18 protein-coding genes are annotated in these 22186 nt (G+C 68.2%); 4 read left to right on the forward strand and 14 right to left on the reverse strand.

Going from position 1 to position 22186, the window contains the following annotated elements; genetic code table 11:
* Positions 1 to 22 precede the first annotated feature (22 nt).
* The gene (locus TEF_17795) at positions 23 to 1735 is read right to left on the reverse strand and encodes a hypothetical protein (protein ID ANK82436.1); all 1713 of its coding nucleotides are present in this window, start codon (positions 1733 to 1735) and stop codon (positions 23 to 25) included.
* 193 nt (positions 1736 to 1928) lie between these two features.
* On the opposite strand from TEF_17795, the gene TEF_17800 reads away from it, so the two are divergent.
* Positions 1929 to 3326, forward strand: coding sequence for an L-serine ammonia-lyase (locus tag TEF_17800; protein ANK82437.1), 1398 nt, complete (start codon positions 1929 to 1931; stop codon positions 3324 to 3326).
* Between the two features lie 115 nt (positions 3327 to 3441).
* On the opposite strand, the gene TEF_17805 is transcribed toward TEF_17800, so the two are convergent.
* Positions 3442 to 3870, reverse strand: coding sequence for a hypothetical protein (locus tag TEF_17805; protein ANK82438.1), 429 nt, complete (start codon positions 3868 to 3870; stop codon positions 3442 to 3444).
* 95 nt (positions 3871 to 3965) lie between these two features.
* Here TEF_17805 and TEF_17810 point away from each other — a divergent pair, with 95 nt between their 5' ends.
* Positions 3966 to 4817: a taurine dioxygenase gene (locus TEF_17810; GenBank protein ID ANK82439.1), complete on the forward strand. Its 852-nt coding sequence runs from the start codon at positions 3966 to 3968 to the stop codon at positions 4815 to 4817.
* A 9-nt stretch (positions 4818 to 4826) separates the two neighbouring features.
* Here TEF_17810 and TEF_17815 read toward each other — a convergent pair whose 3' ends face one another.
* Positions 4827 to 6194, reverse strand: a complete 1368-nt coding sequence (locus tag TEF_17815; GenBank protein ID ANK82440.1) for a glutamine synthetase — start codon at positions 6192 to 6194, stop codon at positions 4827 to 4829.
* Positions 6195 to 6442: 248 nt separating this feature from the next.
* On the reverse strand, positions 6443 to 7021 hold the full coding sequence (locus tag TEF_17820) for an alkylhydroperoxidase (protein ID ANK82441.1): 579 nt from the start codon (positions 7019 to 7021) through the stop codon (positions 6443 to 6445).
* 114 nt (positions 7022 to 7135) lie between these two features.
* Between TEF_17820 and TEF_17825 the strand changes: the two genes are divergently transcribed.
* The gene (locus TEF_17825; GenBank protein ID ANK82442.1) at positions 7136 to 7732 is read left to right on the forward strand and encodes a hypothetical protein; all 597 of its coding nucleotides are present in this window, start codon (positions 7136 to 7138) and stop codon (positions 7730 to 7732) included.
* A gap of 146 nt (positions 7733 to 7878) precedes the next feature.
* Here TEF_17825 and TEF_17830 read toward each other — a convergent pair whose 3' ends face one another.
* From TEF_17830 to TEF_17875, 10 genes are all read right to left on the reverse strand, one after another.
* Positions 7879 to 9555: a formate--tetrahydrofolate ligase gene (locus tag TEF_17830; protein ANK82443.1), complete on the reverse strand. Its 1677-nt coding sequence runs from the start codon at positions 9553 to 9555 to the stop codon at positions 7879 to 7881.
* Positions 9556 to 9645: 90 nt separating this feature from the next.
* The gene (locus TEF_17835) at positions 9646 to 12417 is read right to left on the reverse strand and encodes a formate dehydrogenase subunit alpha (protein ID ANK82444.1); all 2772 of its coding nucleotides are present in this window, start codon (positions 12415 to 12417) and stop codon (positions 9646 to 9648) included.
* 1 nt (position 12418) lies between these two features.
* Entirely contained in the window at positions 12419 to 12949 is a 531-nt protein-coding gene (locus tag TEF_17840; protein ANK82445.1) for a hypothetical protein, read from the reverse strand.
* Positions 12949 to 14640: an NADH-quinone oxidoreductase subunit F gene (locus tag TEF_17845; GenBank protein ID ANK82446.1), complete on the reverse strand. Its 1692-nt coding sequence runs from the start codon at positions 14638 to 14640 to the stop codon at positions 12949 to 12951. Before TEF_17845 ends, TEF_17840 begins: the two co-directional genes overlap by 1 nt.
* 29 nt (positions 14641 to 14669) lie before the next feature.
* A complete protein-coding gene (locus TEF_17850; protein ANK82447.1) occupies positions 14670 to 15257 on the reverse strand; it encodes a hypothetical protein in 588 nt (195 codons plus the stop codon).
* Positions 15250 to 18189 (reverse strand): sarcosine oxidase subunit alpha, encoded by a 2940-nt coding sequence (locus TEF_17855; protein ID ANK82448.1) that lies wholly within the window; start codon positions 18187 to 18189, stop codon positions 15250 to 15252. Before TEF_17855 ends, TEF_17850 begins: the two co-directional genes overlap by 8 nt.
* On the reverse strand, positions 18186 to 18473 hold the full coding sequence (locus TEF_17860; protein ANK83582.1) for a sarcosine oxidase subunit delta: 288 nt from the start codon (positions 18471 to 18473) through the stop codon (positions 18186 to 18188). Before TEF_17860 ends, TEF_17855 begins: the two co-directional genes overlap by 4 nt.
* A 10-nt stretch (positions 18474 to 18483) precedes the next feature.
* Positions 18484 to 19734, reverse strand: a complete 1251-nt coding sequence (locus tag TEF_17865; protein ANK82449.1) for a sarcosine oxidase subunit beta — start codon at positions 19732 to 19734, stop codon at positions 18484 to 18486.
* 112 nt (positions 19735 to 19846) lie between these two features.
* On the reverse strand, positions 19847 to 20332 hold the full coding sequence (locus TEF_17870) for a bacterioferritin (GenBank protein ID ANK82450.1): 486 nt from the start codon (positions 20330 to 20332) through the stop codon (positions 19847 to 19849).
* A gap of 156 nt (positions 20333 to 20488) precedes the next feature.
* Complete coding sequence (locus TEF_17875; protein ANK82451.1) at positions 20489 to 20686, reverse strand: hypothetical protein; 198 nt, start codon at positions 20684 to 20686, stop codon at positions 20489 to 20491.
* A gap of 195 nt (positions 20687 to 20881) precedes the next feature.
* Here TEF_17875 and TEF_17880 point away from each other — a divergent pair, with 195 nt between their 5' ends.
* Entirely contained in the window at positions 20882 to 22090 is a 1209-nt protein-coding gene (locus tag TEF_17880) for a hypothetical protein (protein ID ANK82452.1), read from the forward strand.
* The last annotated feature ends 96 nt before the right edge of the window (positions 22091 to 22186 follow it).

Consider the following 22186-nt stretch of genomic DNA (forward strand, 5'->3'; position numbering starts at 1 on the left):
TCAATGCGGCCCAGCGCCTGGCTCACTGGCCGGGCTCCACGGGATGCACCTGGCGGATCGCCGCGCGCTTCGCGTTCGCGCCGAATTTCGCCATCACCTTGTCGCGTTCGTCGAAATCGGTCACCCGGCCGTCCTGCATCACCATGATCCGGTCCACCGCCGCCAGCAGGGCGGGCTTGTGGGAAACCATCACAATGGTGTGGCCGGCCTCCTTCAGCGCAGTGATCGCCTGGACAAGGGCATCCTCGCCTTCCGCGTCCAGGCTGGCATTGGGCTCGTCCAGCACCAGCAGGCGCGGCCGCCCGAAGACCGCGCGGGCCAGAGCAATGCGCTGGCGCTGACCGCCGGAAAGATAGGCGCCCCGTTCGCCGATCGGCGTCTCGTAGGCCTGCGGCAGATGCAGGATCATGTCGTGGACGCCGGCGAGCTGCGCGGCCGCGACGACGTCGTCGTCATCGGCCTCGGCGAGACGGGCGATATTCTCCTTCACCGTTCCGTCGAACAGTTCCACGTCCTGGGGCAGGTAGCCGACATGGCGCGCCCGGTCGAGCGGATCCCAGACCGCCATGTCCGCGCCGTCGAGGCGGACGCCGCCGCGCTGCGGCAGGCGGGTGCCCACGATCACCCTGGCCAGCGTGGTCTTGCCGGAGCCGGTCGGGCCGATCAGTCCCACCGCCGTACCGGCCGGGACGCGGAACGACACGCCCTTCAGCACCGGCGTGTCGGCCGTCCGGGGCTGGTAGACGACATTGTCGGCGACCAGTTCGCCCTTCGGTTCGGGCAGGCGCGTGCCCTGCCCCAGCGCCGGGCGGTGCGCCAGCACTTCCTTCAGCCGCCGCCAGGCCGCCTGGGCGTTGATCAGGCCCTGCCAGGCGCTGATGGACTGCTCCACCGGCGCCAGGGCCCGCGACATCATGATCGACGCCGCGATCATCATGCCGGGCGTGATTTCGGCGCCCAGCACCAGCCACGCGCCGGTGCCGAGGATCGCCGATTGCAGGAACAGGCGCATGCCCTTGGCCACGGCGCCCAGCATCCCGGAACGGCCGCCGGCGCGGAGCTGCAAGGCCCGCCACTGCTCGGCGCCCTCGTCGATGCGCCGCGCCAGTGCCGGCATCATGCCCATGGCGGCGACCACGTCGGCATTGCGCACCGCCGCGTCGGCGGCGTTGAAGGTCTTCGCCGATGCGCCGGAAGCCTGCTGCAGCGCCTTGCGGGTACTGAGTTCGTTGACCAGCGCCAGCACGAACAGGAAGACCGCGCCGACGCTGGCGACGATGCCCAGCAGCGGATGCATGACGAACAGGATCAGAAGGAACAGCGGCGCCATCGGCGCATCGAACAGCGGGAAGATCGCCGGCGAAGCGAGATAGGAGCGCACGGCCGTGACGTCCCGCAGACCCTGCGCGGAGGCGCCGCTCTCGCTCAACGCCTGGGACACGCCGCCGGCCAGGGTGGGACCGAAAAGCTTGCGGTCCAGCCAGACCCCGACCCGCTGCGCCACCAGCGTGCGCACGCCCTCCAGCAGGGTGAAGACCGCCAGCGCCGCGAAGATGATGATGGTCAGCGCCGTCAGCGTGTCGACATTGCCGGTGTTGATCACCCGGTCGTAGATCTGGAGCATGTAGATGGGACCGGCCAGCATCAACAGGCTGGTGCAGATACTGAAGAGCCCGATGACCAGAAAGGCCCTGATGAAGACCGAGCGTGTCTGTTCCAGAGGAGATGACGTCATGGAAGCCCCTTGGACACGCATTTTCGATCCCCGCCCCCGAAGACCACGGGGCGTGCCCCGCAGCTCCGGATCGATAGCACAACACGGGGATGTTTAATATGTCGTTTTCCGGCCGGCAGACCGCCGCGCAACGGCCCGCCTGGCCATTGCCGCCGCCGGATAGTGCACGGGCAACGCTTCACCGAGGCCCGCCATGGCGATCAGCGTCTTCGACCTGTTCAAGGTCGGCATCGGCCCGTCGAGTTCCCACACGGTGGGGCCGATCTGGGCCGCGCACCGCTTTCTGCTCGCACTGGACAGCCGCGGGCTGTGCGACCGGGTCGAACGGGTGCGGGTGGAACTCTATGGTTCGCTGGCCCTGACCGGCCTCGGACACGCGACGGACAAGGCGCTGATGCTGGGGCTGGCGGGCGAGACGCCGGACGCGGTCGATCCCGACCTGGCCGACGCGGCAGTCGCGCGTATCCGCCGCGAGCGTCGCCTGTCACTGGCCGGCCGGCGGGAGATCGCGTTCGATCCGCGCCGCGATCTCGATTTCCGCGCCGAGCAGATCCTGCCCGAGCATCCCAACGGCATGATCTTCGTCGCCGAGGACGGGACCGGCGCCGAGCTACACCGTGAGACCCTGTTCTCCATCGGCGGCGGCTTCGTGCAGGATCTGGCCGAGATGCGCGGCGAGACGCCAATCCTGTCGGGCCACAATGCCGCCGTGCCCCACGAGTTCGCCAGCGCCGAGGAACTGCTGGCGCGCTGCGACGCTGCCGGCGCCTCCATCTCCCAGGTCATGCTGGAGAACGAACGCGTCCTCCACCCGGAAGGCGAAATCCGCGCGCGCCTGTTCCGCATCTGGGAAATGATGGAGTGCGCCATCGAGCGCGGCTGCCGGGAGGACGGCATCCTGCCAGGGGGACTGAAGGTAAAGCGCCGCGCCCGGGCCATCCGCGAAAGCCTGGTGGCGCGGCCGGAAGCCGGCATGCGCGATCCGCTGACGGTGATGGACTGGGTCAATCTCTACGCCCTGGCGGTGAACGAGGAGAACGCCGCCGGCGGCCGCGTCGTCACGGCGCCGACCAATGGCGCCGCCGGTGTGATCCCGGCGGTGCTCGCCTATTACGTCCGTTTCGTGCCGGGGGCGACAGACGACGGCGTCGCGCGCTTCATGCTGACGGCGGGGGCCATAGGCGCGCTCTACAAGATGAACGCCTCGATCTCGGCAGCGGAAGTCGGCTGCCAGGGCGAAGTGGGCGTCGCCTGCTCCATGGCGGCAGGCGCGCTGACCGAGGTGCTGGGCGGCACGCCGCGGCAGGCGGAGAACGCCGCCGAAATCGGCATGGAACACAATCTGGGCCTGACCTGCGACCCCATCGGCGGGCTGGTCCAGGTGCCCTGCATCGAGCGCAACACGATGGGTGCGGTGAAGGCGATCAATGCCGCGCGGCTGGCGCTCAAGGGCGACGGCCAGCATTTCGTCAGCCTGGATCAGGTGATCGACACGATGCGGGAGACCGGCCGCGACATGGCGGCGACGTACAAGGAAACCTCGCGCGGCGGGCTCGCACTGCGCATCCCCGTCGCCGTCACGGAGTGCTAGGGCGGAAACGCAAGCGCCTCGTCATTGCCCGGTTCATCCGGGCAATCCATCCATCTCGCGGTTCGATGGGCTGCCCGGACAAGCCGGGCAGCGACGGGAACGGGGTGGCAGCCGGTTACGGTTCGACCGGCTGATCTTCCTCGCCGCCGAAGCCGTGCATGCGGTTGGCCCATTGCAGGCCGATCACCGCACCCTTGAGCCGCGGCAACAGCCAGAGCGACGAGAGCACGAGCGACGGTATCCAGACGGCCCAGTGGACCCAGGTCTCCGGATGCCACGCCTGCTCGGTCATCAGCACCAGCGGAATCAGGATATGGCCGACCAGCAGGATGGTCAGATAGGGCGGCATGTCGTCGGCCCGGTGATGATGCAGCGCCGCGCCGCAGGACGGGCAATCGTCGCGCACCTTCACATAGGCCCGGTAGAGGCTGGCCTCACCGCAGCTCGGGCAGCGCTGTCCGAATCCGCGGCGTATCGCCTGCCAGACGGAACGCGGTTCCGGATCTTCGATGGTTTCAATGGTCATGGCGCAAATATCGGTCATGAGGCCGGAAAGGGGATGTGGCCGGCGGTCGCAGCGTTGCCGCCCCCCTGTCGCTGAATTACGCTGAGGCAATTGGGGAGAGAGGAGAAGCGGCCATGGCCCTCGCCAACGACTACCGCCTGATCGAGGTGACGCCCGTCCAGCCCGCCATCGGCGCGGAGATCCGCGGCGTCGACCTTGCCGACGGTCTGAGCCCCGACGCCTTCGCCGAGGTCAGGCGCGCCTTCCTGGAGAACCAGGTCCTGTTCTTCAAGCAGCAGTCGCCGATGACGCCTGAACGGCAGATCGAGATCGGCCGCATGTTCGGCGAACTGCATGTCCATCCGGCGGCGCCGCACCTGGACGGCCATCCGGAAGTCTTCGTCATCCACGCGCACCGGGATTCGAAGATCGTCAACGGCGGCGGCTGGCACACCGATGTGAGCTGCGAGGATGAACCGCCGGCGGCGACGATGCTGCAGCTCCATGTCCTGCCGTCCAGCGGGGGCGACACGCTGTTCTCCAGCATGTACGCGGCATATGAGGCGCTTTCGAAGCCCATGCAGCGCTTCCTGCTGGAGCTGACGGCGACCCACGATTCCGAGCATGTCTATCGCGGCCGCTACAAGGACCGTGGCGTCGACGACGCCGAGCGGACCTATCCGTCCGCCGTGCATCCGGTGGTCCGCACCCACCCGGAGACCGGCCGCAAGGCGCTCTACGTCAATGCCGGGTTCACCACGCATATCAATGAGCTGAGTTCGGCGGAAAGCAAGAACCTGCTGGGGTTCCTGTTCCGCCATGTCGAGAACCCGCTGTTCCAGGCCCGCCAGCGGTGGGCGGCGAACGACGTGGCGCTGTGGGACAACCGCTGCCTGCAGCACTTCGCGCTGTGGGACTACTGGCCGGAGGAGCGCAAGGGTCACCGCGTGACCATCAAGGGCGACCGCCCCTTTCTCGTGGCCTGAGCCGGGCGTTCAGGCCCGCTCGAAGCCGCGCCTGACCTCGTAGTCGGTGACCTTGCGGTCGAAATCTTCCTGTTCCCAGCGCGCGGCGCGGACATAGTGGTCGACGACCGTGTCACCGAAGGCGTGGCGCAGCATCTGCGAACGGCTGAGGCGCCGCTCCGCCTCGCGCAGCGTCCCCGGCACCCGACGCGCACGGCGCGCCTGGTAGGCGTTGCCGCGCAGGGCCGGCTCCAGCTCGAGTTCCTGCTCCAGCCCGGCGATGCCGGCGGCGATCAGGGCCGCGAGCGCCAGATAGGGATTGAGGTCGGCGCCGCCGATGCGGCATTCGACACGGATGCCGGAGCCGCCCGGCGCGACGACCCGGTAACCGGCGGTCCGGTTGTCGACCGACCAGACCGCGCGCGTCGGCGCGAACAGGTCCTCGGTGAAGCGCTTGTAGGAATTGACGTAGGGCGCGAGGAACCAGGTGATCTCCGCGGAATGGGCGAGCAGGCCCGCGAGCCAGGAGCGCATCACGCCCGACATGCCATGCTCGGCGTCCGCATCGAGAAAGACCGGCCGGCCGTCCAGGGTCTGGAGCGACTGGTGGATGTGGCTGGAGGAACCGGCGTGGTCATGGCTCCACTTGGCCATGAAGGTCACAGCCCGGCCCTGCGCCCAGGCGATTTCCTTGACCGCATTCTTGGTGACGACATGGTTGTCTGCGCAGGTCAGGGCGTCGGCGTAGCGGACGTTGATTTCCTCCTGACCCGCCTCCGCCTCGCCTTTGGAGCATTCGACGGGCACGCCCGCGCCGTAGAGGCCATTGCGCACCGCGCGCATCACCTCTTCTTCCTTGGTGGTCTGGAAGACGTGATAATCCTCGTTGTAGGCGCTGATCGGCGTCATGCCGCGCCAGTCGAGATCCCGCATGTCGTCCAGGCTCTCGCGGAAGAGAAAGAACTCCAGTTCCGTCGCCGCCATGGCCCGGTAGCCCATGGCCTCCAGCCGGGCGAGCTGGCGCTGCAGTACCGCGCGCGGGCTGTGCGGCACCGCCGCCTTGCCGTGATGATCCAGCACGTCGCAGAGCACAAGCGCCGTCCCCGGCAGCCAGGGGATGCGGCGCAGTGTCGCCAGGTCGGGCCGCATGACATAGTCGCCATAGCCCCCGGCCCAACTGGTCGCGGCGTAGCCCTGAACGGTCTGCATCTCCATGTCTGTCGCCAGCAGGTAGTTGCAGCTGTGGGTTTCCGCCCAGGCCTCGTCGACGAAATGCTGCGCGTGGAAGCGCTTGCCGACCAGCCGGCCCTGCATGTCGGTCTGGGCGGCGACGACCGTGTCGATCTCGCCGGTTTCCACCAGCCCCCGGAGCTGCTCGAAGTCCAGATTGCCCGCCATCGGCCCGTTCCCCTCGCTGCGCCTGACCCGACCAGCCTAGATCAATCCCCGGGGAGATTGAATCGCCACCGCTGTTTCCGTGTCATGCCCGCCCCCGTGCGGGCATCCGGTCAGGCTGTCGACTTGCGGCGAAGCCGCTCCGGACCCCCGCACAGAGGCGGGGGTGACACGCTGAGTGGGCGGCGGTTCAGTAAACGGTGGAATGACCCGGCCGGGTTTCGGCGCGGGGCGGAAACCTTCCGCGGGCCTCAGCCCATGTTGCGGCCCATGGTGTAGAATTCGTCGTTCGGCCGCATGGAACTGAAATTGGCGATGCGGTTCGACATGGCGAAGAAGGCCGCGATGGCGCCGATGTCCCAGATGTCGTCGTCGTCGAAGCCGTGTTCGCGCAGCGGCTCGAAGTCCGCGTCCCCGATCGCCCGCGAATCCAGCGCCACCTTCATGGCGAAGTCGAGCATCGCCCGCTGGCGCGGCGTGATGTCGGCCTTGCGGTAGTTGATCGCCACCTGGTCGGCGATCAACGGATTTTTCGCCCGGATGCGCAGGATCGCGCCATGGGCGACGACGCAGTACTGGCAGCCATTGGCCCCCGAGGTGGCGACGACGATCATCTCCCGGTCGGCCTTGGTGAGGCCGCCTTCCCGCTCCATCAACGCGTCGTGCATCGCGAAGAATGCGCGCAATTCCTCCGGCCGGTGCGCCATGCCGAGGAAGACGTTCGGCACGAAGCCCGACTTTTCCTGCACCTTCAGGATCATCTCGCGTATGTCTTCAGGCAGGTTGGCCAGCTGCGGCACCGGGAACCGGCTGATGCTCTTTTCACTCATTTTCGGCTCTCCCCTGTTCAATCCGTCCATGACAGCTATCGTAGCGGCCAATTCGCCCCGGACCGTTCGGTCCGCACGGGGCTTCGCAAGTTACTGGCATTTCCGGGAGGACACATGAAGCTGTTTCATACGCAGAACTCACCCTATGCGCGCCGCGCGCGCCTCGTTGCCCGCGCCTGCCGCCTGGACATCGAGGAAGTCGACATGTCGCCACTCGCCGAACGCGCCGGCGAATTGCTGGAGAACGGCCCCGGCGGCAAGGTGCCGGGGCTGCTGACCGACACCGGCGTCTTCATCTGCGAGACGCTGCTGATCACCCGTTACCTGAACGACGCGGCCGGCGGCAAGCTGACGCCGCGCGATGCGCAGGCGGCGGAGAAGGTCATGGAGCTGGAAGGGATCGGCTCGCTGCTGATGGATTCGCTTTTCCAGCGCTCCCACGAGAAGCGCCGCGAGGCGGGTGAGAAGTCCCAGGCCGTGATCGACAAGGAAGCCGAACGCGCCGCCCGCTGCTACGATGCGCTGAGCCAGCGGCTGACCCATCAGCCGACGGTGCTGAACCTCGGCACCATCGCCGCGATCTCCGCATTGGGCTACGCCGAATGGCGCCACGCCGACGACAACTGGCGCGAAGGCCGCCCCGGTCTCGCCGCCTGGTTCAACGAGATGATGGTCAATCCGGCCGTTACCGAGACCGCGCCGAAGTTCTGAACAATCAAATTGGGTCCGCGGGCCTGACCCGAGGACCTGTGAACCGGAAGCGCTTCGGCACAGGCCCTCGGATCGGGTTCGATGGCCGCAATCTCGGGTGCGTCGGCGCGCGGGCCGGCCCCGCCATCACCCGCGCGCCGACCTGCCTAGAACAGCCCTTCGATCTCGCCGGCGTCGTTGAGCATGATCTGCTCGGCCGCCGGTTCCCGAGGCAGGCCGGGCATCGTCATGATCTCGCCGCAGATCACCACGATGAAACCGGCGCCGGCCGATAGCCTGACCTCCCGGACCGGCACGGAATGGCCGTCGGGCGCCCCGCGCAGGTTCGGGTCGGTCGAGAAGCTGTACTGGGTCTTGGCCATGCAGATCGGCAGGTCGCCGAAGCCCTCGGCCTCCCACTTGCGCAGCTGGTCGCGGACCTTCTTGTCGGCCAGCACCTCGTCGGCGCGGTAGATGCGCTTGGCGATGGTCTCGATCTTCTGGAACAGCGGCATGTCGTCGGGATAGAGCGGGCTGAACTGCGCCATGCCGCTGTCGGCGATCTCGGCCACGCGCTCGGCCAGTTCCGTGATTCCTGCCGAACCCTGAGCCCAGTGGCGGCAGACGATAGCCTCGGAGCCCATCCATTCGACATAGTCCTTCACCGCCTGGATCTCGGCCTCGGTGTCGGTGACGAAGTGGTTGATCGCGACCACGGCCGGCACGCCGAAGGACTTCACGTTCTCGATGTGGCGGCCCAGATTGGCGCAGCCCTTCTCGACCGCCTCGACGTTCTCCCGGCCCAGGTCGTCCTTGCCGACGCCGCCGTTCATCTTCATCGCACGCACTGTGGCGACGATGACCACGGCGTCAGGCGACAGACCGGCCTTGCGGCACTTGATGTCGAAGAACTTCTCGGCGCCCAGGTCCGCGCCGAAACCGGCCTCGGTGACGACGTAATCAGCCAGCTTCAGCGCCGTGCGGGTGGCGGCGACGGAGTTGCAGCCATGGGCGATGTTGGCGAACGGCCCGCCGTGGACGAAGGCGGGATTGTTCTCCAGCGTCTGCACCAGGTTCGGCTGCATGGCGTCCTTCAGCAGCACCGTCATGGCGCCGTCGGCCTTCAGGTCGCGGCAATAGATCGGCTTCCGGTCGCGGGTGTAGGCGACGATGATGCCGCCCAGCCGCGCCTGCAGATCCTCCAGGTCGTTGGCCAGGCAGAGGATCGCCATGACCTCGGAGGCCACGGTGATGTCGAAGCCGCTCTCGCGCGGATAGCCGTTGCCGACGCCGCCCAGCGAATGCACCACCTGGCGGAGCGCGCGGTCGTTCATGTCCAGCACACGCCGCCAGGCGACGCGGCGGGCGTCGATGCCCAGCTTGTTGCCCCAGTGGATGTGGTTGTCGATCATCGCCGCCAGCAGGTTGTGCGCGGCGGTGATGGCGTGGAAGTCGCCGGTGAAGTGGAGGTTGATGTCCTCCATCGGGATCACCTGGGCATAGCCGCCGCCGGCGGCGCCGCCCTTCATGCCGAAGCACGGACCGAGCGAGGCCTCGCGGATGCAGATCGCCGCCTTGCGGCCGATGGCGTTGAGGCCGTCGCCGAGGCCCACGGTGGTCGTGGTCTTGCCCTCGCCCGCCGGGGTCGGGTTGACCGCAGTGACCAGGATCAGCTTGCCGTCCTCGCGGTCCTTCTGGGCGTTGATGAAGTCCTGGCTGATCTTCGCCTTGTCATGGCCGAAGGGCAGCAGCGCCTCGGATGGAATGCCGAGCCGCGCGCCGACTTCCTGGATGGGCTGTTTCGTCGCCGCGCGGGCGATCTCGATGTCGCTCTTGTGGGCCATGGCTCGCTGCTCCTGCTGGCGCCTGGTCGCCGCCCGCCCCGCCGGGTCGGCGTCACGGAACCTCGACTAAAGGATGTATGAAGGCGCGGCTTATTCCGCCGCGACAGCGCCTGCCGTTTTCTCGACGCGCACGGCAGAGAACTTGAACTCCGGGATCTTGCCATAAGGGTCGAGGGCCGGATTGGTCAGGATGTTGGCCGCCGCCTCGACGAAGGCGAAGGGCATGAAGACGTTGTCTTCCGAGATTGCGCGGTCGGCGCGGGCCATCACCAGAAGCGATCCCCGCCGGGTCGACAGCCGGACCATGTCGCCCGGCCCGACCCCCAGCCTGCGGAGCGTTTTCGGGTGCATCGAACAGCTGGCTTCGGGCTCAAGCCCGTCGAGCACCTGGGTGCGGCGGGTCATCGAACCCGTGTGCCAGTGCTCCAGTTGCCGCCCGGTGATCAGGATCATCGGGTACTCGGCGTCGGGCGTGTCGTCGGGCGGCACGATGGCGGCCGGCGTGAAGCGCGCGCGGCCCTCGGGACGCGGGAAGCCGTCGCCGAAGACGATGGGCTGGCCCGGATCGTCCGGGGACAGGCTGGGATAGGTCACCGCCTCCCGCTCCAGCCGCTCCCAGGTGATGTTGTCGAGCGATTTCATGGACCGCTTCATCTCGGCGAAGACGTCGCGCGGGTGGGCGTAGTCCCAGTCCAGGCCGAGGCGCCTGGCCAGTTCGACGGTGATCCACCAGTCCGACTTCGCCTGCCCCGGCGGCGCCACGGCGGGCCGGCCCATCTGCACCTGGCGGTTGGTATTGGTGACCGTACCGGCCTTCTCCGCCCAGGCGGTGGCCGGCAGGATGACATCGGCGTAATTCGCCGTCTCCGTCAGGAAGATATCCTGCACCACCAGGTGCTCCAGCTTTGCCAGCGCCTCACGGGCGTGCTCCACGTCCGGGTCGGACATGGCCGGATTCTCGCCCATGATGTACATGCCGCGGATCCGGCCGTCGTGGACCGCGTCCATGATCTCGACGACCGTCAGTCCCTTCTCGGCGGAGAAGTCGCCGGAAGCCCAGATATCGCGGAACAGCGAACGCACGCCCTCGTCGCCGACGGGCTGATAGTCGGGCAGGAACATCGGGATCAGCCCGGCGTCGGAAGCGCCCTGGACGTTGTTCTGGCCGCGCAGCGGGTGCAGGCCCGTCCCGGGCCGGCCCACATGGCCGCACATCAGCGCCAGCGAGATCAGGCAGCGGGAGTTGTCGGTGCCATGGATGTGCTGGCTGATGCCCATGCCCCAGAAGATCATGCCTGCGCGCGCGCCGGCGAAAGTCCGCGCCACCGTGCGCAGGGTCTCCGCCTCGACGCCGCAGATTTCGGCCATCTTCTCCGGCGGGAAGCCCTTCAGATGGGCCTTCATCGCCTCCCAGTTCTCGGTGAAGCCCTGGATGTACTGCTCGTCGTAGAGCCTCTCCTCGACGATCACGTGCATGATCGCATTCAGCATCGCCACGTCCGTGCCGGGCCGGAAGCGCAGCATGTGGGTGGCGTAGCGGCCCAGGCCGACGCCGCGCGGATCCATGACGATCAGCTTACCACCGCGCTTGGCGAACTGCTTGAAATACGTCGCCGCCACCGGATGGTTCTCGACCGGATTGGCGCCGATGACGATGGCGCAGTCGGCATTCTCGATCTCGTTGAAGGTCGCGGTGACCGCGCCGGAGCCGACATTCTCCATCAGCGCCGCGACCGACGAGGCGTGGCAGAGCCGGGTGCAGTGATCGACATTGTTGTGGCCGAAGCCCTGCCGGATCAGCTTCTGGAAAAGGTAGGCTTCCTCGTTCGAGCACTTGGCCGAGCCGAAGCCGGCCACCGCCGGGCCGCCTTGGTCCTTGCGCAGTTGTGCGAGCCCGCCGGCAGCGCGGTCCAGCGCCTCCTCCCAGGTGGCCTCGCGGAAATGCGTCGAGAGGTCGGCCGGATCGACGTTCAGCCCCTTGGGCGGCGCGTCCTCGCGGCGGATCAGCGGCGTCTTCAGCCGGTGGGGATGATCGACATAATCGAAGCCGAAGCGGCCCTTGACGCAGAGCCGCTGTTCGTTGGCCGGCCCGTCGACGCCGTCCACCCAGGCGATGCGGCCGTCGCGGAGCTTGAAGCTGAGCTGGCAGCCGACGCCGCAATAGGGGCAGACCGACTTCACTTCCTCGTCGAAGGCCGCGCTGTCGCCGTGACCGGCGGCATCGAGGGCCGTCGATTCCATCAGTGCGCCGGTGGGGCAGGCCTGCACGCATTCGCCGCAGGCAACGCAGGTGCTCTGGCCCATGGGATCGGCGAAATCGAAGACGATCTCCGCGTCATGACCGCGGAAGGCCATGCCGATGACGTCGTTGACCTGGACTTCCCGGCAGGCGCGGACGCAGAGATTGCAATGGATGCAAGCGTCCAGGTTGACGCGCATGGCGACATGGCTGTCGTCCAGCAGCGGCACGCGGTCCGGCGCCAGCGCGGGGAAGCGGCTTTCCGCGACGCCTTGCAGATCCGCCATCTTCCAGAAGTGCGAGGAGCGGTCGTGCGCCGCCTCGCGCGGCGGCTGGTCGGCCATCAGCATCTCGATCACCAGCTTCCGCGCCTTCGCGGCGCGGTCGGTCGCGGTCTGCACGACCATTCCCTCGGCGGGCGCGCGGATGCAGGAAGCGGCGAGATTCCGCTCGCCATCAATCTCGACCATGCAGGCGCGGCAATTGCCGTCGGCGCGATAGCCGGGCTGGTCGGCGTGGCACAGATGCGGGATCAGCGTTCCCTCGCGCCTGGCCACGTCCCAGATGCTTTCGCCCTCGGCCGCGGTGACGACCCGGCCGTCGAGCGTGAAGGAAACCGTCATGTCAGTGCCTTCCGTGCTTGCCGTGTCCGGCCCCGTAGCCCCGCAGCAGCGCATAGGCCTCGCGCTGGTGCGCGGTCAGCAGGGGCGTGACTTCCAGGTGGGCGCGCAGGTGCGTCTCCCGCAATTCCATCCGCAGGTCCGCCGCCTTCCGCAGCGCCACGACGAGTGTGTCCGGATCGGCGCGGCGGTCGCGGAACAGCGCATCCAGCTCCGCCTCCGCCTCGACCAGCCGCGCGCCGAGATCGCGCGCCTTCAACTGCATCCGCTCGAAGGCGGCGCGGATGACGGCGATCTGTTCGCCGCTGAGTTCCAGTTCCTCCTGCATGTCCAGCAGGTGCGACGGCCCCGGATAGCCGTTCAGCTCCGCCGGCCTCGCCATGCCCCGCCCCTCACCGGCGAGCAGGGCGGCAACATCACGTTCGCTGTAGCTGCTCACCGCCCGGTGCTGCTGCCCGGCATAGGGCTGCGCCTGATCGGCAGCGGCGGCGGCGGCAAAGGTCAGACAACCGAACGCGAAAAGGACGAGACGCATCAGACTTCCCCCGGAAAATGCTTCATCGTCAACCTTATCGGGTTCGGCGCGGCCTGGCCCAGACCGCAGATCGATGCGTCGGCCATGGCCTGGCAGAGGTCTTCCAGCAGGTCGCCGTCCCAGCGATCGGCCTCCATCAGCTTGACCGCCTTCTCGCAGCCGACGCGGCAGGGCGTGCACTGGCCGCAGCTCTCGTCCTCGAAGAAACGCAGCATGTTGAGCGCCGCGGCCCTGGCGCTGTCCTTGTCGGAAAGGACGACCACGGCGGCCGAGCCGATGAAACTGCCGTGAGGCTGCAGCATGTCGAAGTCGAGCGGCACGTCGTCCAGCGCCGCCGGCAGCAAGCCGGATGACGGCCCGCCGGGCTGGTAGGCCTTGAAGACATGGCCGTCGAGCATGCCGCCGGACGCCTCGATCAGATCGCGGATGGTGGAACCCGCGGGCAATAGTTTCACCCCCGGCTCCTTCACGCGGCCGGAAACCGAATAGGCGCGCAGCCCCTTGCGGCCGTTCTTCTCGACCGAGCTCAGAATCTCCGGACCCTCCCGGACGATGCGCGCGACCCAGTGGAGCGTCTCGACATTGTGGACAAGCGTCGGGCGGCCGAAGACGCCGAACTCGGCGACATAGGGCGGGCGGTGACGCGGCAGGCCGCGCTTGCCCTCGATGCTCTCGATCATCGCGCTCTCTTCGCCGCAGATATAGGCGCCCGCGCCACGACGGAGGTCAATATAGCCCGGCTCGATCAGCCGCGCCTTCTCCAGCGCGGCGATCTCCCGTCGCAGGATCTCGAGCACCGCCGGGTATTCGTCGCGCATGTAGATGAAGACCCGTTCCGCCTCGACCGCCCAGGCGGCGATCAGCGCGCCCTCCAGGAAGAGATGCGGCGTCCGCTCCAGGAAATAGCGATCCTTGAAGGTGCCGGGCTCGCCCTCGTCGCCGTTGACGGCGAGATAGCGCGGCCCCTCGTAGCCGCGGACGAAGGACCATTTGCGGCCCGAAGGGAAACCGGCGCCGCCCAGACCGCGAAGGCCGGACTCGAGCACCGTCTGCTGCACCTCGTCGGGCGACCGCGCGCCGCCGCGGAGGTCGGTCAGTTCCACATAGCCGCCCCTGGCGGTGTAGGCGGCGAGATTCTGGTAGTCGGGAATATGCGGGTAGACGTCGTTGGCCGTGATCGCCGCCTTCACCTTCACCGGTGTCGCGGCGTCGATATGGTTGTGGCCGATCTCCAGCGCCGGCGCGGTGTCGCAGCGGCCCATGCAGGGCGCGCGGACGACCCGGACCCGATCCGCGGGAAAATCGTCCGCCAGAGCCCGCATCAGACCCTGCGCGCCGGCCAGTTCGCAGGAAAGCGAGTCGCAGACCCGGATGGTCAGCGGCGGCGGCGGGGTCTCGCCCTCCTTCACCACGTCGAAATGGGCGTAGAAGGTGGCGACCTCGTAGACCTCGGCCTGGGCCAGTTTCATCTCCTCCGCCAGAGCGCGGAGATGGGCGGCCGAAAGATGGCCGAAGGCGTCCTGGATCAGGTGCAGATGCTCGATCAGCAGGTCGCGGCGGCGCGGCCGTTCGCCCAGCAGGCTACGCACCTCGGCCAGGGCGTCGTCGTCGAGCTGACGGCCCTTCGGCGTACGGCGCCCCTTGCCCTTTCCGGATTTCCAGACGCCCTTGCGTTCAGCCTCGCCCTGCACCGGCAGTCTCCTAGCCTTCGGGACGCCCTTTATGCCCCGTGATCCCCGCCGCGCACAATGTTCCGCGCCGACGTCTCGACCATGTGCAGGAACGACAGGGCCGACGACGAGGGCGACATCAGGCGGAAGCGGTCTTCCGCCAGGCGCATGACGATGACCGAGAGATGCTCCATCAGCGTGCGCTGGGCCATGTCGGCGGCAAAGACGTCCGGATGCAGGTCCAGCGGACAGACACGCTCCAGTGCGGCGCGCACCCCTGACCCCTCCACGTCGAGCACGGCCCAGGCGTCGGATTGTTCGGCGACCCAGGCCGCGCCGTCCAGCGCCGCCGCCACGATCCGCGCCGCGTCGTGCCCCTCGCACGGGAAGACCGCGAAGAACTGGTCCGGCGACATGCCGATGAGCACAAGGCCGTCCGTTCCGATCGAATAACGGCCGACGGCCGGCAACTTCAGGCCCCAGGCCGCGCGTACGGCGTCCGCCAGCGCGGCATCGCCGCCGCGTGGCGCGGCGATCGCGGCGATACCCAGCCCGGCCGGCTCCGACAGGCTCACACCGTCGAAATCCTGTCGGATGCCGCCGAGCGGGCTTCGCGGAGACATTTCGAACTCAGCCACGCAGCCGCTCCCCGTCGGGATCGACGAAATGCGGCGAGACAATTTCGACCTCAATCATCTCCCCGCGCAGCGGATCGGCGGCGACAACCACATCGCCCAGGCGCGCCGCCCCGCGGCGGATGAAGCCGAGGCCGATCGAATGGCCGAGCGTCGGGGACCACGCCGCCGAACTCATCCAGCCGAGATCGTTCCCGGTGGTCACGGCTTCGCCCGGATCGACGAAATGCGCGCCGGAACGCAGCTCCCGTGTGCGGTCCACGGGACGGAAGCCCATCAGGCGCGGGCGGTCCTCGCGCTTCATCTCCGGCCGGTCGCAGAGGACATTGCCGATGGCGACCTTCTTCCTGTTGACCATCCGGTCCATGCCGAGGTCCAGCGCCGTGGTCTGTCCGTTCAGTTCATTGCCGGCCGGATGCCCCTTCTCGATCCGCATCACCCCCAGCGCCTCGGTGCCGTAGGGGACGACGCCGAGCGGCCGGCCCGCGGCCATCAGCGCCCGGATCATGGCATCGCCATAGCGCGCCGGCACGGCGACCTCGTAGGCCAGTTCGCCGGAAAAGGAGATGCGGAACAGCCGGGCCGGCACGCCCCCGCAGACCGTGACTTCGGCGCAGGCCATGAAGGGAAAGGCTTCGTTGGAGATGTCGGTATCCGCGTCGACCAGCTTGCGCAGCAATTCGCGCGACCGCGGGCCGGCGACTGCGAACTGCGCCCACTGATCGGTGCCGGAGATCAGGTGCACGTCCAGGTCCGGCCAGTGGCACTGGCGGTGGAACTCGAGATTGCGGAACACCAGCCCTGCATTGGCGGTCGTGGTGGTCATGACGAAGTGATCCTCGGCCACCCGCGCCGCGGTGCCGTCGTCACAGACGAAGCCGTCCTCCCGCAGCATCAGGCCGTAGCGGACCCTGCCGACGGGCAGTCTGGCAAAGCCATTGGCATAGATCCGGTTGAGGAAGGCCGCGGCGTCACCGCCCTGCACCTCGATCTTGCCAAGCGTCGTGACGTCGCAGACGCCCACGGCCGAGCGCACCTGCCGGACCTCCCGGTCGACGCTCTCTCGCCAGTGCGTCTCGCCGGTCCGCGGAAACCACTGGGCGCGGAGCCACTGGCCTGCCTCCACGAAAACCGCGCCCTGCTCGACGGCCCAGTCATGGCTGGGCGTGCGGCGTATCGGCCGGAGATCCGGGCCGCGCGACCGGCCGGCGAAGGCGCCAACGGGAACCGGGGTGTAGGGTGGGCGGAAGATCGTCGTTCCCGTCTCCGCGATGGACCTGCCAAGCGTCTCCGCCAGCACGCCGATCGCCGGCACGTTGGCGGTGCGGCCTTGGTCGGTCGCCATGCCGAGCGTGGTATAGCGCTTGACCTGCTCGACGGCACGGTAGCCTTCCTGCGCGGCGAGCCTGACATCCTTGACGGTGACGTCGTTCTGCAGATCCAGCCAGGCGCGGCCCCTGGTTTCCGCGACATGCCAGAGCGCCGTCACCCGGGCAGGTTCGTCCTCGGCCTGCGGCAGGTCCGGCCCGGGCCCGTCCAGGTCGAGCGCCGAGAGCGCCGCCTCCCGGCCCGCACGCAGCGCCGCCGCCAGGGTGAGATCGCCGGCGGCGGCGCCCGCGACCGTCATGCCGGGCGGCAGGTCCGGACCCGGCACGAAGGCGGCAATGTCGTCGCGCCAGACCGGGCGTCCCCGGTGATGGCAGGTCAGGTGGACGTTGGGGTTCCAGCCGCCGGAGACGGCGAGACAATCGGCCTCGATCCGCCGGCCGTCCGCCAGGCGGACCTCCTTCAGGGCATGACGTCCCCTGGTCTCGACCACCCTCCCGCCACGCACGGCTTCCACGCCCGGCAGTTCCAGCGGCGCATTGCAGTCGCGCGCGTCGATCACCGCCGCGACCTCGACGCCCTGTTCGCGAAGGTCGGATGCCGTGCGCCAGCCATCATCGTTGCTGGTGAAGACCGCCACGCGCCGGCCGGGCGCGACGCCGTAGCGGTTGAGATAGGCCCGCACCGCGCCGGCCAGCATGACGCCGGGACGGTCGTTGTCGCCGAAGGCGATGGCCCGTTCGGTCGCACCGGCGGCGAGCACCGCACGGCGCGCGCGGATGCGCCAGAACACCTGCCGCGGCGCGGCCCCCGGATCAGGCAGGTGGTCTGTCATGCGCTGAAGCGCGCCATAGCCGCCATGATCGAAGGCGCCGATGACGGTCGTCCGCGCCATGACGCGGACATTTTCCATCGCGGACAGTTCGCCGGCTGTGGCGGCGGCCCATTCGGCCCCGGCGCGTCGGTCCACCTCGAGCGTCTCCGCGTTGAGCCGGCCGCCGAGACGGAAGTCCTCGTCCGCCAGGATCACCCGCCGGCCGGCGCGGGCGGCGGTCAGCGCCGTCATCAGCCCCGCCGGTCCGGACCCGATCACCAGCAGATCGCAGTGCAGGAAGCCCTTGTCGTAGCTGTCCGGGTCCGCATGTCCGGAAAGGCGTCCCAGACCAGCCGCGTGGCGGATCGCCGGCTCGTAGACCTTCTCCCAGAAGCGCCGCGGCCACATGAAGGTCTTGTAGTAGAAGCCGGCGGTCAGGAACGGCGCCAGCAGGTCGTTGACCGCCAGCAGATCGCGTTTCAGAGACCCGCGGTGGTTCTGGCTTCGGGCCTCCAGCCCCTCGAACAGTTCCGCGACCGTCGCCCTTGTGTTGGGTTCACGCCGGGCGCCGGCGCGCAATTCCACCAGCGCGTTCGGTTCCTCCGATCCGGCGGCGAAGACGCCGCGCGGGCGATGATACTTGAACGACCGGCCGACAAGCCGCACGCCATTGGCCAGCAGCGCCGAGGCAAGCGTGTCCCCCGGATGTCCTTCGAAGGATCGGCCCTCGAAGGTGAAGGAGAGCGTCGCGCTGCGGTCAATCAGCCCGTCATGCAGGCGGAAAGGCTGGCTCATGCGCCCCGGCCTCTGGCGCGGGCGACGTCGCGGGCCAGCTCGACGCGCCTGATCTCGTGGGTGAGCGTGTCGCGCGTGACCACCAGCCAGGAGCGGTCGCCGTGCTCGTGATACCAGAGCTCCCGGTGCACGCCCGCCGGATTGTCGCGCAGGTAGAGCCAGTCGTGGAAACGGTCCATGACGTCTTCGGCCTCCGGGTCCGGCCGTTCGATCAGACCGACGTCGCCCAGATAGACGAACTCCGCAATATCGCGGGGCCCGAGCAGCGGATGGTCGATGATCATCGCGCCGGCCTCAGTGCAGGTTGGGCTGCGGGCCGGCGCCGCGCTCATCGATCAGTGCGCCCGTCCGGAAACGATCCAGCCGCATGGCGGCAGCCACGGGATGCGGGTCGCCTGTCGCCATCAGGTGCGCGAAGCACCAGCCGCTCGCCGGCGTCGCCTTGAAGCCGCCATAGCACCAGCCGCCGTTGAAGAAGAGCCCCTCCACCGGCGTGCGGTCGATGACGGGGGAGCCGTCCATGCTCATGTCCACCACCCCGCCCCACATGCGCAGCACGCGCGCCCGTCCGATGGCTGGCATCATCGCCATGCCGCCCTCGCAGACGTCCTCGACCACCGGCAGATTGCCGCGCTGGGCATAGGTGTTGTAGCCGTCCAGGTCGCCGCCGAAGACCAGCCCGCCCTTGTCGGACTGGGAGACGTAGAAATGGCCGGCGCCATAGGTGACGACGCCGGGCAGGACCGGTTTGAGCCCCTCGGTGACGAACGCCTGCAGGACGTGGCTCTCGATGGGCAGACGCAGCCCCGCCAGCGCCATGACCCGGGAGGAGGAGCCGGCGACGGCGACGCCCACACGGCGCGCCCGGATCGGCCCCCGCGTGGTCTCGACGCCGCGGCAGACGCCGCCCTCGATCAGGAAGCCGGTGACCTCGCAGTTCTGCACGATGTCCACGCCGCGGCGGTCGGCGGCGCGGGCATAGCCCCAGGCGACGGCGTCATGGCGGGCGGTGCCGCCGCGCGGCTGCCAGAGCCCGCCGGTGATCGGAAAGCGCGCGTTGTCGAAGTCGAGGAAGGGGCACATGCGCCGGACTCCGTCGCGGTCCAGCAGCACGGCATCCGCGCCGGACATGATCATGGCGTTGCCGCGGCGCGCATAGGCGTCGCGCTGGGCGTCGCTGTGGCAGAGGTTGAGCACCCCGCGCTGGGAAACCATCGCGTTGAAGTTGAGCTCCTGCTCCAGCCCCTCCCAGAGCTTCATCGACCATTCGTAGAAGGGCTGGTTACCGGGCAGCAGATAGTTGGAGCGGATGATCGTGGTGTTGCGGCCGATATTGCCGGAACCGAGCCAGCCCTTCTCCAGGACCGCGACGTTCGTCAGGCCGTGTTCCTTCGCCAGGTAGAAGGCGGTGGCCAGCCCGTGCCCGCCGCCGCCGACGACCACCGCGTCGTATTCCGCCTTCGGTTCGGGATCGCGCCAGGCCGGCTTCCAGCCCCGATGGCCGGTCAGCGCCTCCCTGACGATCCTGAACGCGGAATAGCCCATCCGCCGATCCCTCCCCATGCCCGCGCGGCATGATCGGCATCCTGAAGCGCCGGGCGCTGTCGGAAAAGAGACGAATTCGCGCCGGCGGACGACAGCCGGGACCGAAACCGGGTCAGGACGAGGCGGCGCCCTCACCCATCTGGGACTGCAGATAGTTCTGCATGCCCACCTTCTCGATCAGGCCGAGCTGTGTCTCGAGGAAGTCTATGTGGTCTTCCTCGGACTCCATGATGTCGGACAGCAGGTCCCGGCTGACATAGTCCTGTGCGCCCTCGCAGGCGGCGATGGCGGCCTTCAGATCGTCATGGCCGGACATCTCCAGCGCCAGATCGCCTTCGAGCACTTCCTTGACATTCTGGCCGATGCGCAGCTTGCCGAGATCCTGCAGGTTCGGCAGGCCCTCCAGGAACAGGATCCGCTCGATCAGCTTGTCGGCGTGCTTCATCTCGTCGATGGATTCGTCGTACTCGACGTCGCCGAGACGATGCATGCCCCAGTCCTTCAGCATGCGGCTGTGGAGGAAATACTGGTTGATGGCCGTCAGTTCGTTGAAAAGGATCTTGTTGAGGTGATCGATGATGTCGCGGTTGCCCTTCATGACCCGCCCTTCTTTTTCTCTGGTTCGGTCTCGGGCCGTGGCCTTGGCTGCGCACGGTCCGCCGCCTCGGCCTGCGCCTTCAGCGCCTGACCCTGCGTGCGGATTTCCCGCGCGGCGGCAAACCAGTGAAACATCTGGCGGCTGGCGAACACAACGCTATTCCGCCGCCATCAACGTCGCATCGCCTGCGCCGTTGAGCTCCGCATCCATCATCTCCACGATCGTCGACACGCAACGGCCGCAGCGGACCTCGCAGCCCAGATGCGGGTGGAGATCCTCGGCGCAGTCCACCCCCTGGCGGATGGCGCCGGTCACCTGATCATCGGAAAGGGCGTTGCAGATACACACATACATACTTCGTCGACTCCCCAGCAGACCTCACCATTTACCTGCAACTGCGAATGACTGTCAATCGCGTGCTCTCTGACAAATGCGGCCGAAGTCGACAAATTTCAATATTGATAATCATTATTAATTATTGAGACCATCGGCGGTCGGCGTTCCCAGCCGGCGCTTGCGAGAATCAGCGCCACGGTCCCAAATGGCCTCATGGAAGAGAACGAAACGAAACCATCGGTCAGTGCCGCGCTGGCCCGGCGAGTGCTGCTGCAACGCCAGGGTCTCGCCGATGCGCCGGGACGGAAGATCGATGCGGGCGGCGTTCGGGAACTGATCGAGCGCATGGGCTTCGTCCAGGTGGACAGCATCAGCACCGTCGAGCGCGCCCACCACATGATCCTGTTCGCCCGCAGCCAGACCTACCGGCCGGACCTGCTGCACCGCCTGCTGGAGCGCGAGCGGCACCTGTTCGAGAACTGGACCCACGACGCCGCCGTCATCCCCACCCGATTCTATCCCGTCTGGCGACGCAAGTTCGCCCGCGACCGGGATCGTCTGGTCGAACGCTGGCGGACCTGGCGCCGCGAAGGCTTCGAGGAGCGGCTGGACGACGTGCTGGCCCATGTCGAACGGAACGGGCCGGTCATGGCGCGTGAGATGACGACGGAGAAGCGGCCCGGCGGCGCGTGGTGGGACTGGCATCCCTCAAAGACCGCGCTGGAATATCTCTGGCGCACCGGCGACCTGGCGATCTGTCACCGCCGCGGCTTCCAGAAGGCCTACGACCTGAGCGAACGGGTCATCCCGGCCGAGCACCGCGCCGACGCGCCGGATCACGATAGCTGGGTCGACTGGCTCTGCCGCGGGGCGCTGGAGCGGCTCGGCGTCGCAACGCCGGGTGAACTCGCCCAGTTCTGGGGCCTGGCTTCGGTCGAGGAGGCGAAGACCTGGGCCTCGGGCCCGGCGGGCCGCGGCTTCCCGCGCGTGATGGTCAACGCCGTCGACGGCAGCCGCCCCCGGGAGGCGCTGGCCGACCCGGCGATCCTGGATATGCACGCCGACGACATCGCATTGCCGCCGCGCCTGCGCATACTCAGCCCTTTCGATCCCGTGCTGCGCGACCGCAGGCGCGCACTGCGGCTGTTCGGCTTCGACTACCGCATCGAGGTCTTCGTACCGGCTGCGAAGCGCCGCTACGGCTACTACGTCTTTCCCATGCTGGAGGGAGACCGTCTGGTCGGCCGCATCGACATGAAGCGCGAGGACGGCGCGCTCGCCGTCCGCCAAATCTGGTGGGAGCCGGGTGTCCGGGCCTCGAGCGGCCGGCGCCAGCGGCTGGAGGCGGAACTGGATCGCGTCCGCCGCTTTATCGGCGCCGACCGCATTGTCTTCGCGCCCGGGAGCGACAGCCCCGGCTGAGCCGCCATCTCAGGGCGGCCAATTGCGGCGAGCCCGCCCGCACATGACCCCGACTTCGCCTCAATTCGGCACGGCTTCGCCCCATTGCCGTAGTGC

It is taken from the genome of Rhizobiales bacterium NRL2 (genome assembly GCA_001664005.1).
Classification (GTDB): Bacteria; Pseudomonadota; Alphaproteobacteria; order Minwuiales; family Minwuiaceae; genus Minwuia.

Bases quoted from the DNA above. Each gene is read 5' to 3' on its own strand.
- TEF_17795 (ANK82436.1), bottom strand. From the start codon at position 1,735: ATGACGTCATCTCCTCTGGAACAGACACGCTCGGTCTTCATCAGGGCC.
- TEF_17805 (ANK82438.1), bottom strand. From the start codon at position 3,870: ATGACCGATATTTGCGCCATGACCATTGAAACCATCGAAGATCCGGAA.
- TEF_17820 (ANK82441.1), bottom strand. From the start codon at position 7,021: ATGAGTGAAAAGAGCATCAGCCGGTTCCCGGTGCCGCAGCTGGCCAAC.
- TEF_17810 (ANK82439.1), top strand. From the start codon at position 3,966: ATGGCCCTCGCCAACGACTACCGCCTGATCGAGGTGACGCCCGTCCAG.
- TEF_17875 (ANK82451.1), bottom strand. From the start codon at position 20,686: ATGTATGTGTGTATCTGCAACGCCCTTTCCGATGATCAGGTGACCGGC.
- TEF_17830 (ANK82443.1), bottom strand. From the start codon at position 9,555: ATGGCCCACAAGAGCGACATCGAGATCGCCCGCGCGGCGACGAAACAG.
- TEF_17880 (ANK82452.1), top strand. From the start codon at position 20,882: ATGGAAGAGAACGAAACGAAACCATCGGTCAGTGCCGCGCTGGCCCGG.
- TEF_17825 (ANK82442.1), top strand. From the start codon at position 7,136: ATGAAGCTGTTTCATACGCAGAACTCACCCTATGCGCGCCGCGCGCGC.
- TEF_17860 (ANK83582.1), bottom strand. From the start codon at position 18,473: ATGATCATCGACCATCCGCTGCTCGGGCCCCGCGATATTGCGGAGTTC.
- TEF_17815 (ANK82440.1), bottom strand. From the start codon at position 6,194: ATGGCGGGCAATCTGGACTTCGAGCAGCTCCGGGGGCTGGTGGAAACC.
- TEF_17835 (ANK82444.1), bottom strand. From the start codon at position 12,417: ATGACGGTTTCCTTCACGCTCGACGGCCGGGTCGTCACCGCGGCCGAG.
- TEF_17840 (ANK82445.1), bottom strand. From the start codon at position 12,949: ATGCGTCTCGTCCTTTTCGCGTTCGGTTGTCTGACCTTTGCCGCCGCC.
- TEF_17865 (ANK82449.1), bottom strand. From the start codon at position 19,734: ATGGGCTATTCCGCGTTCAGGATCGTCAGGGAGGCGCTGACCGGCCAT.
- TEF_17870 (ANK82450.1), bottom strand. From the start codon at position 20,332: ATGAAGGGCAACCGCGACATCATCGATCACCTCAACAAGATCCTTTTC.
- TEF_17800 (ANK82437.1), top strand. From the start codon at position 1,929: ATGGCGATCAGCGTCTTCGACCTGTTCAAGGTCGGCATCGGCCCGTCG.
- TEF_17855 (ANK82448.1), bottom strand. From the start codon at position 18,189: ATGAGCCAGCCTTTCCGCCTGCATGACGGGCTGATTGACCGCAGCGCG.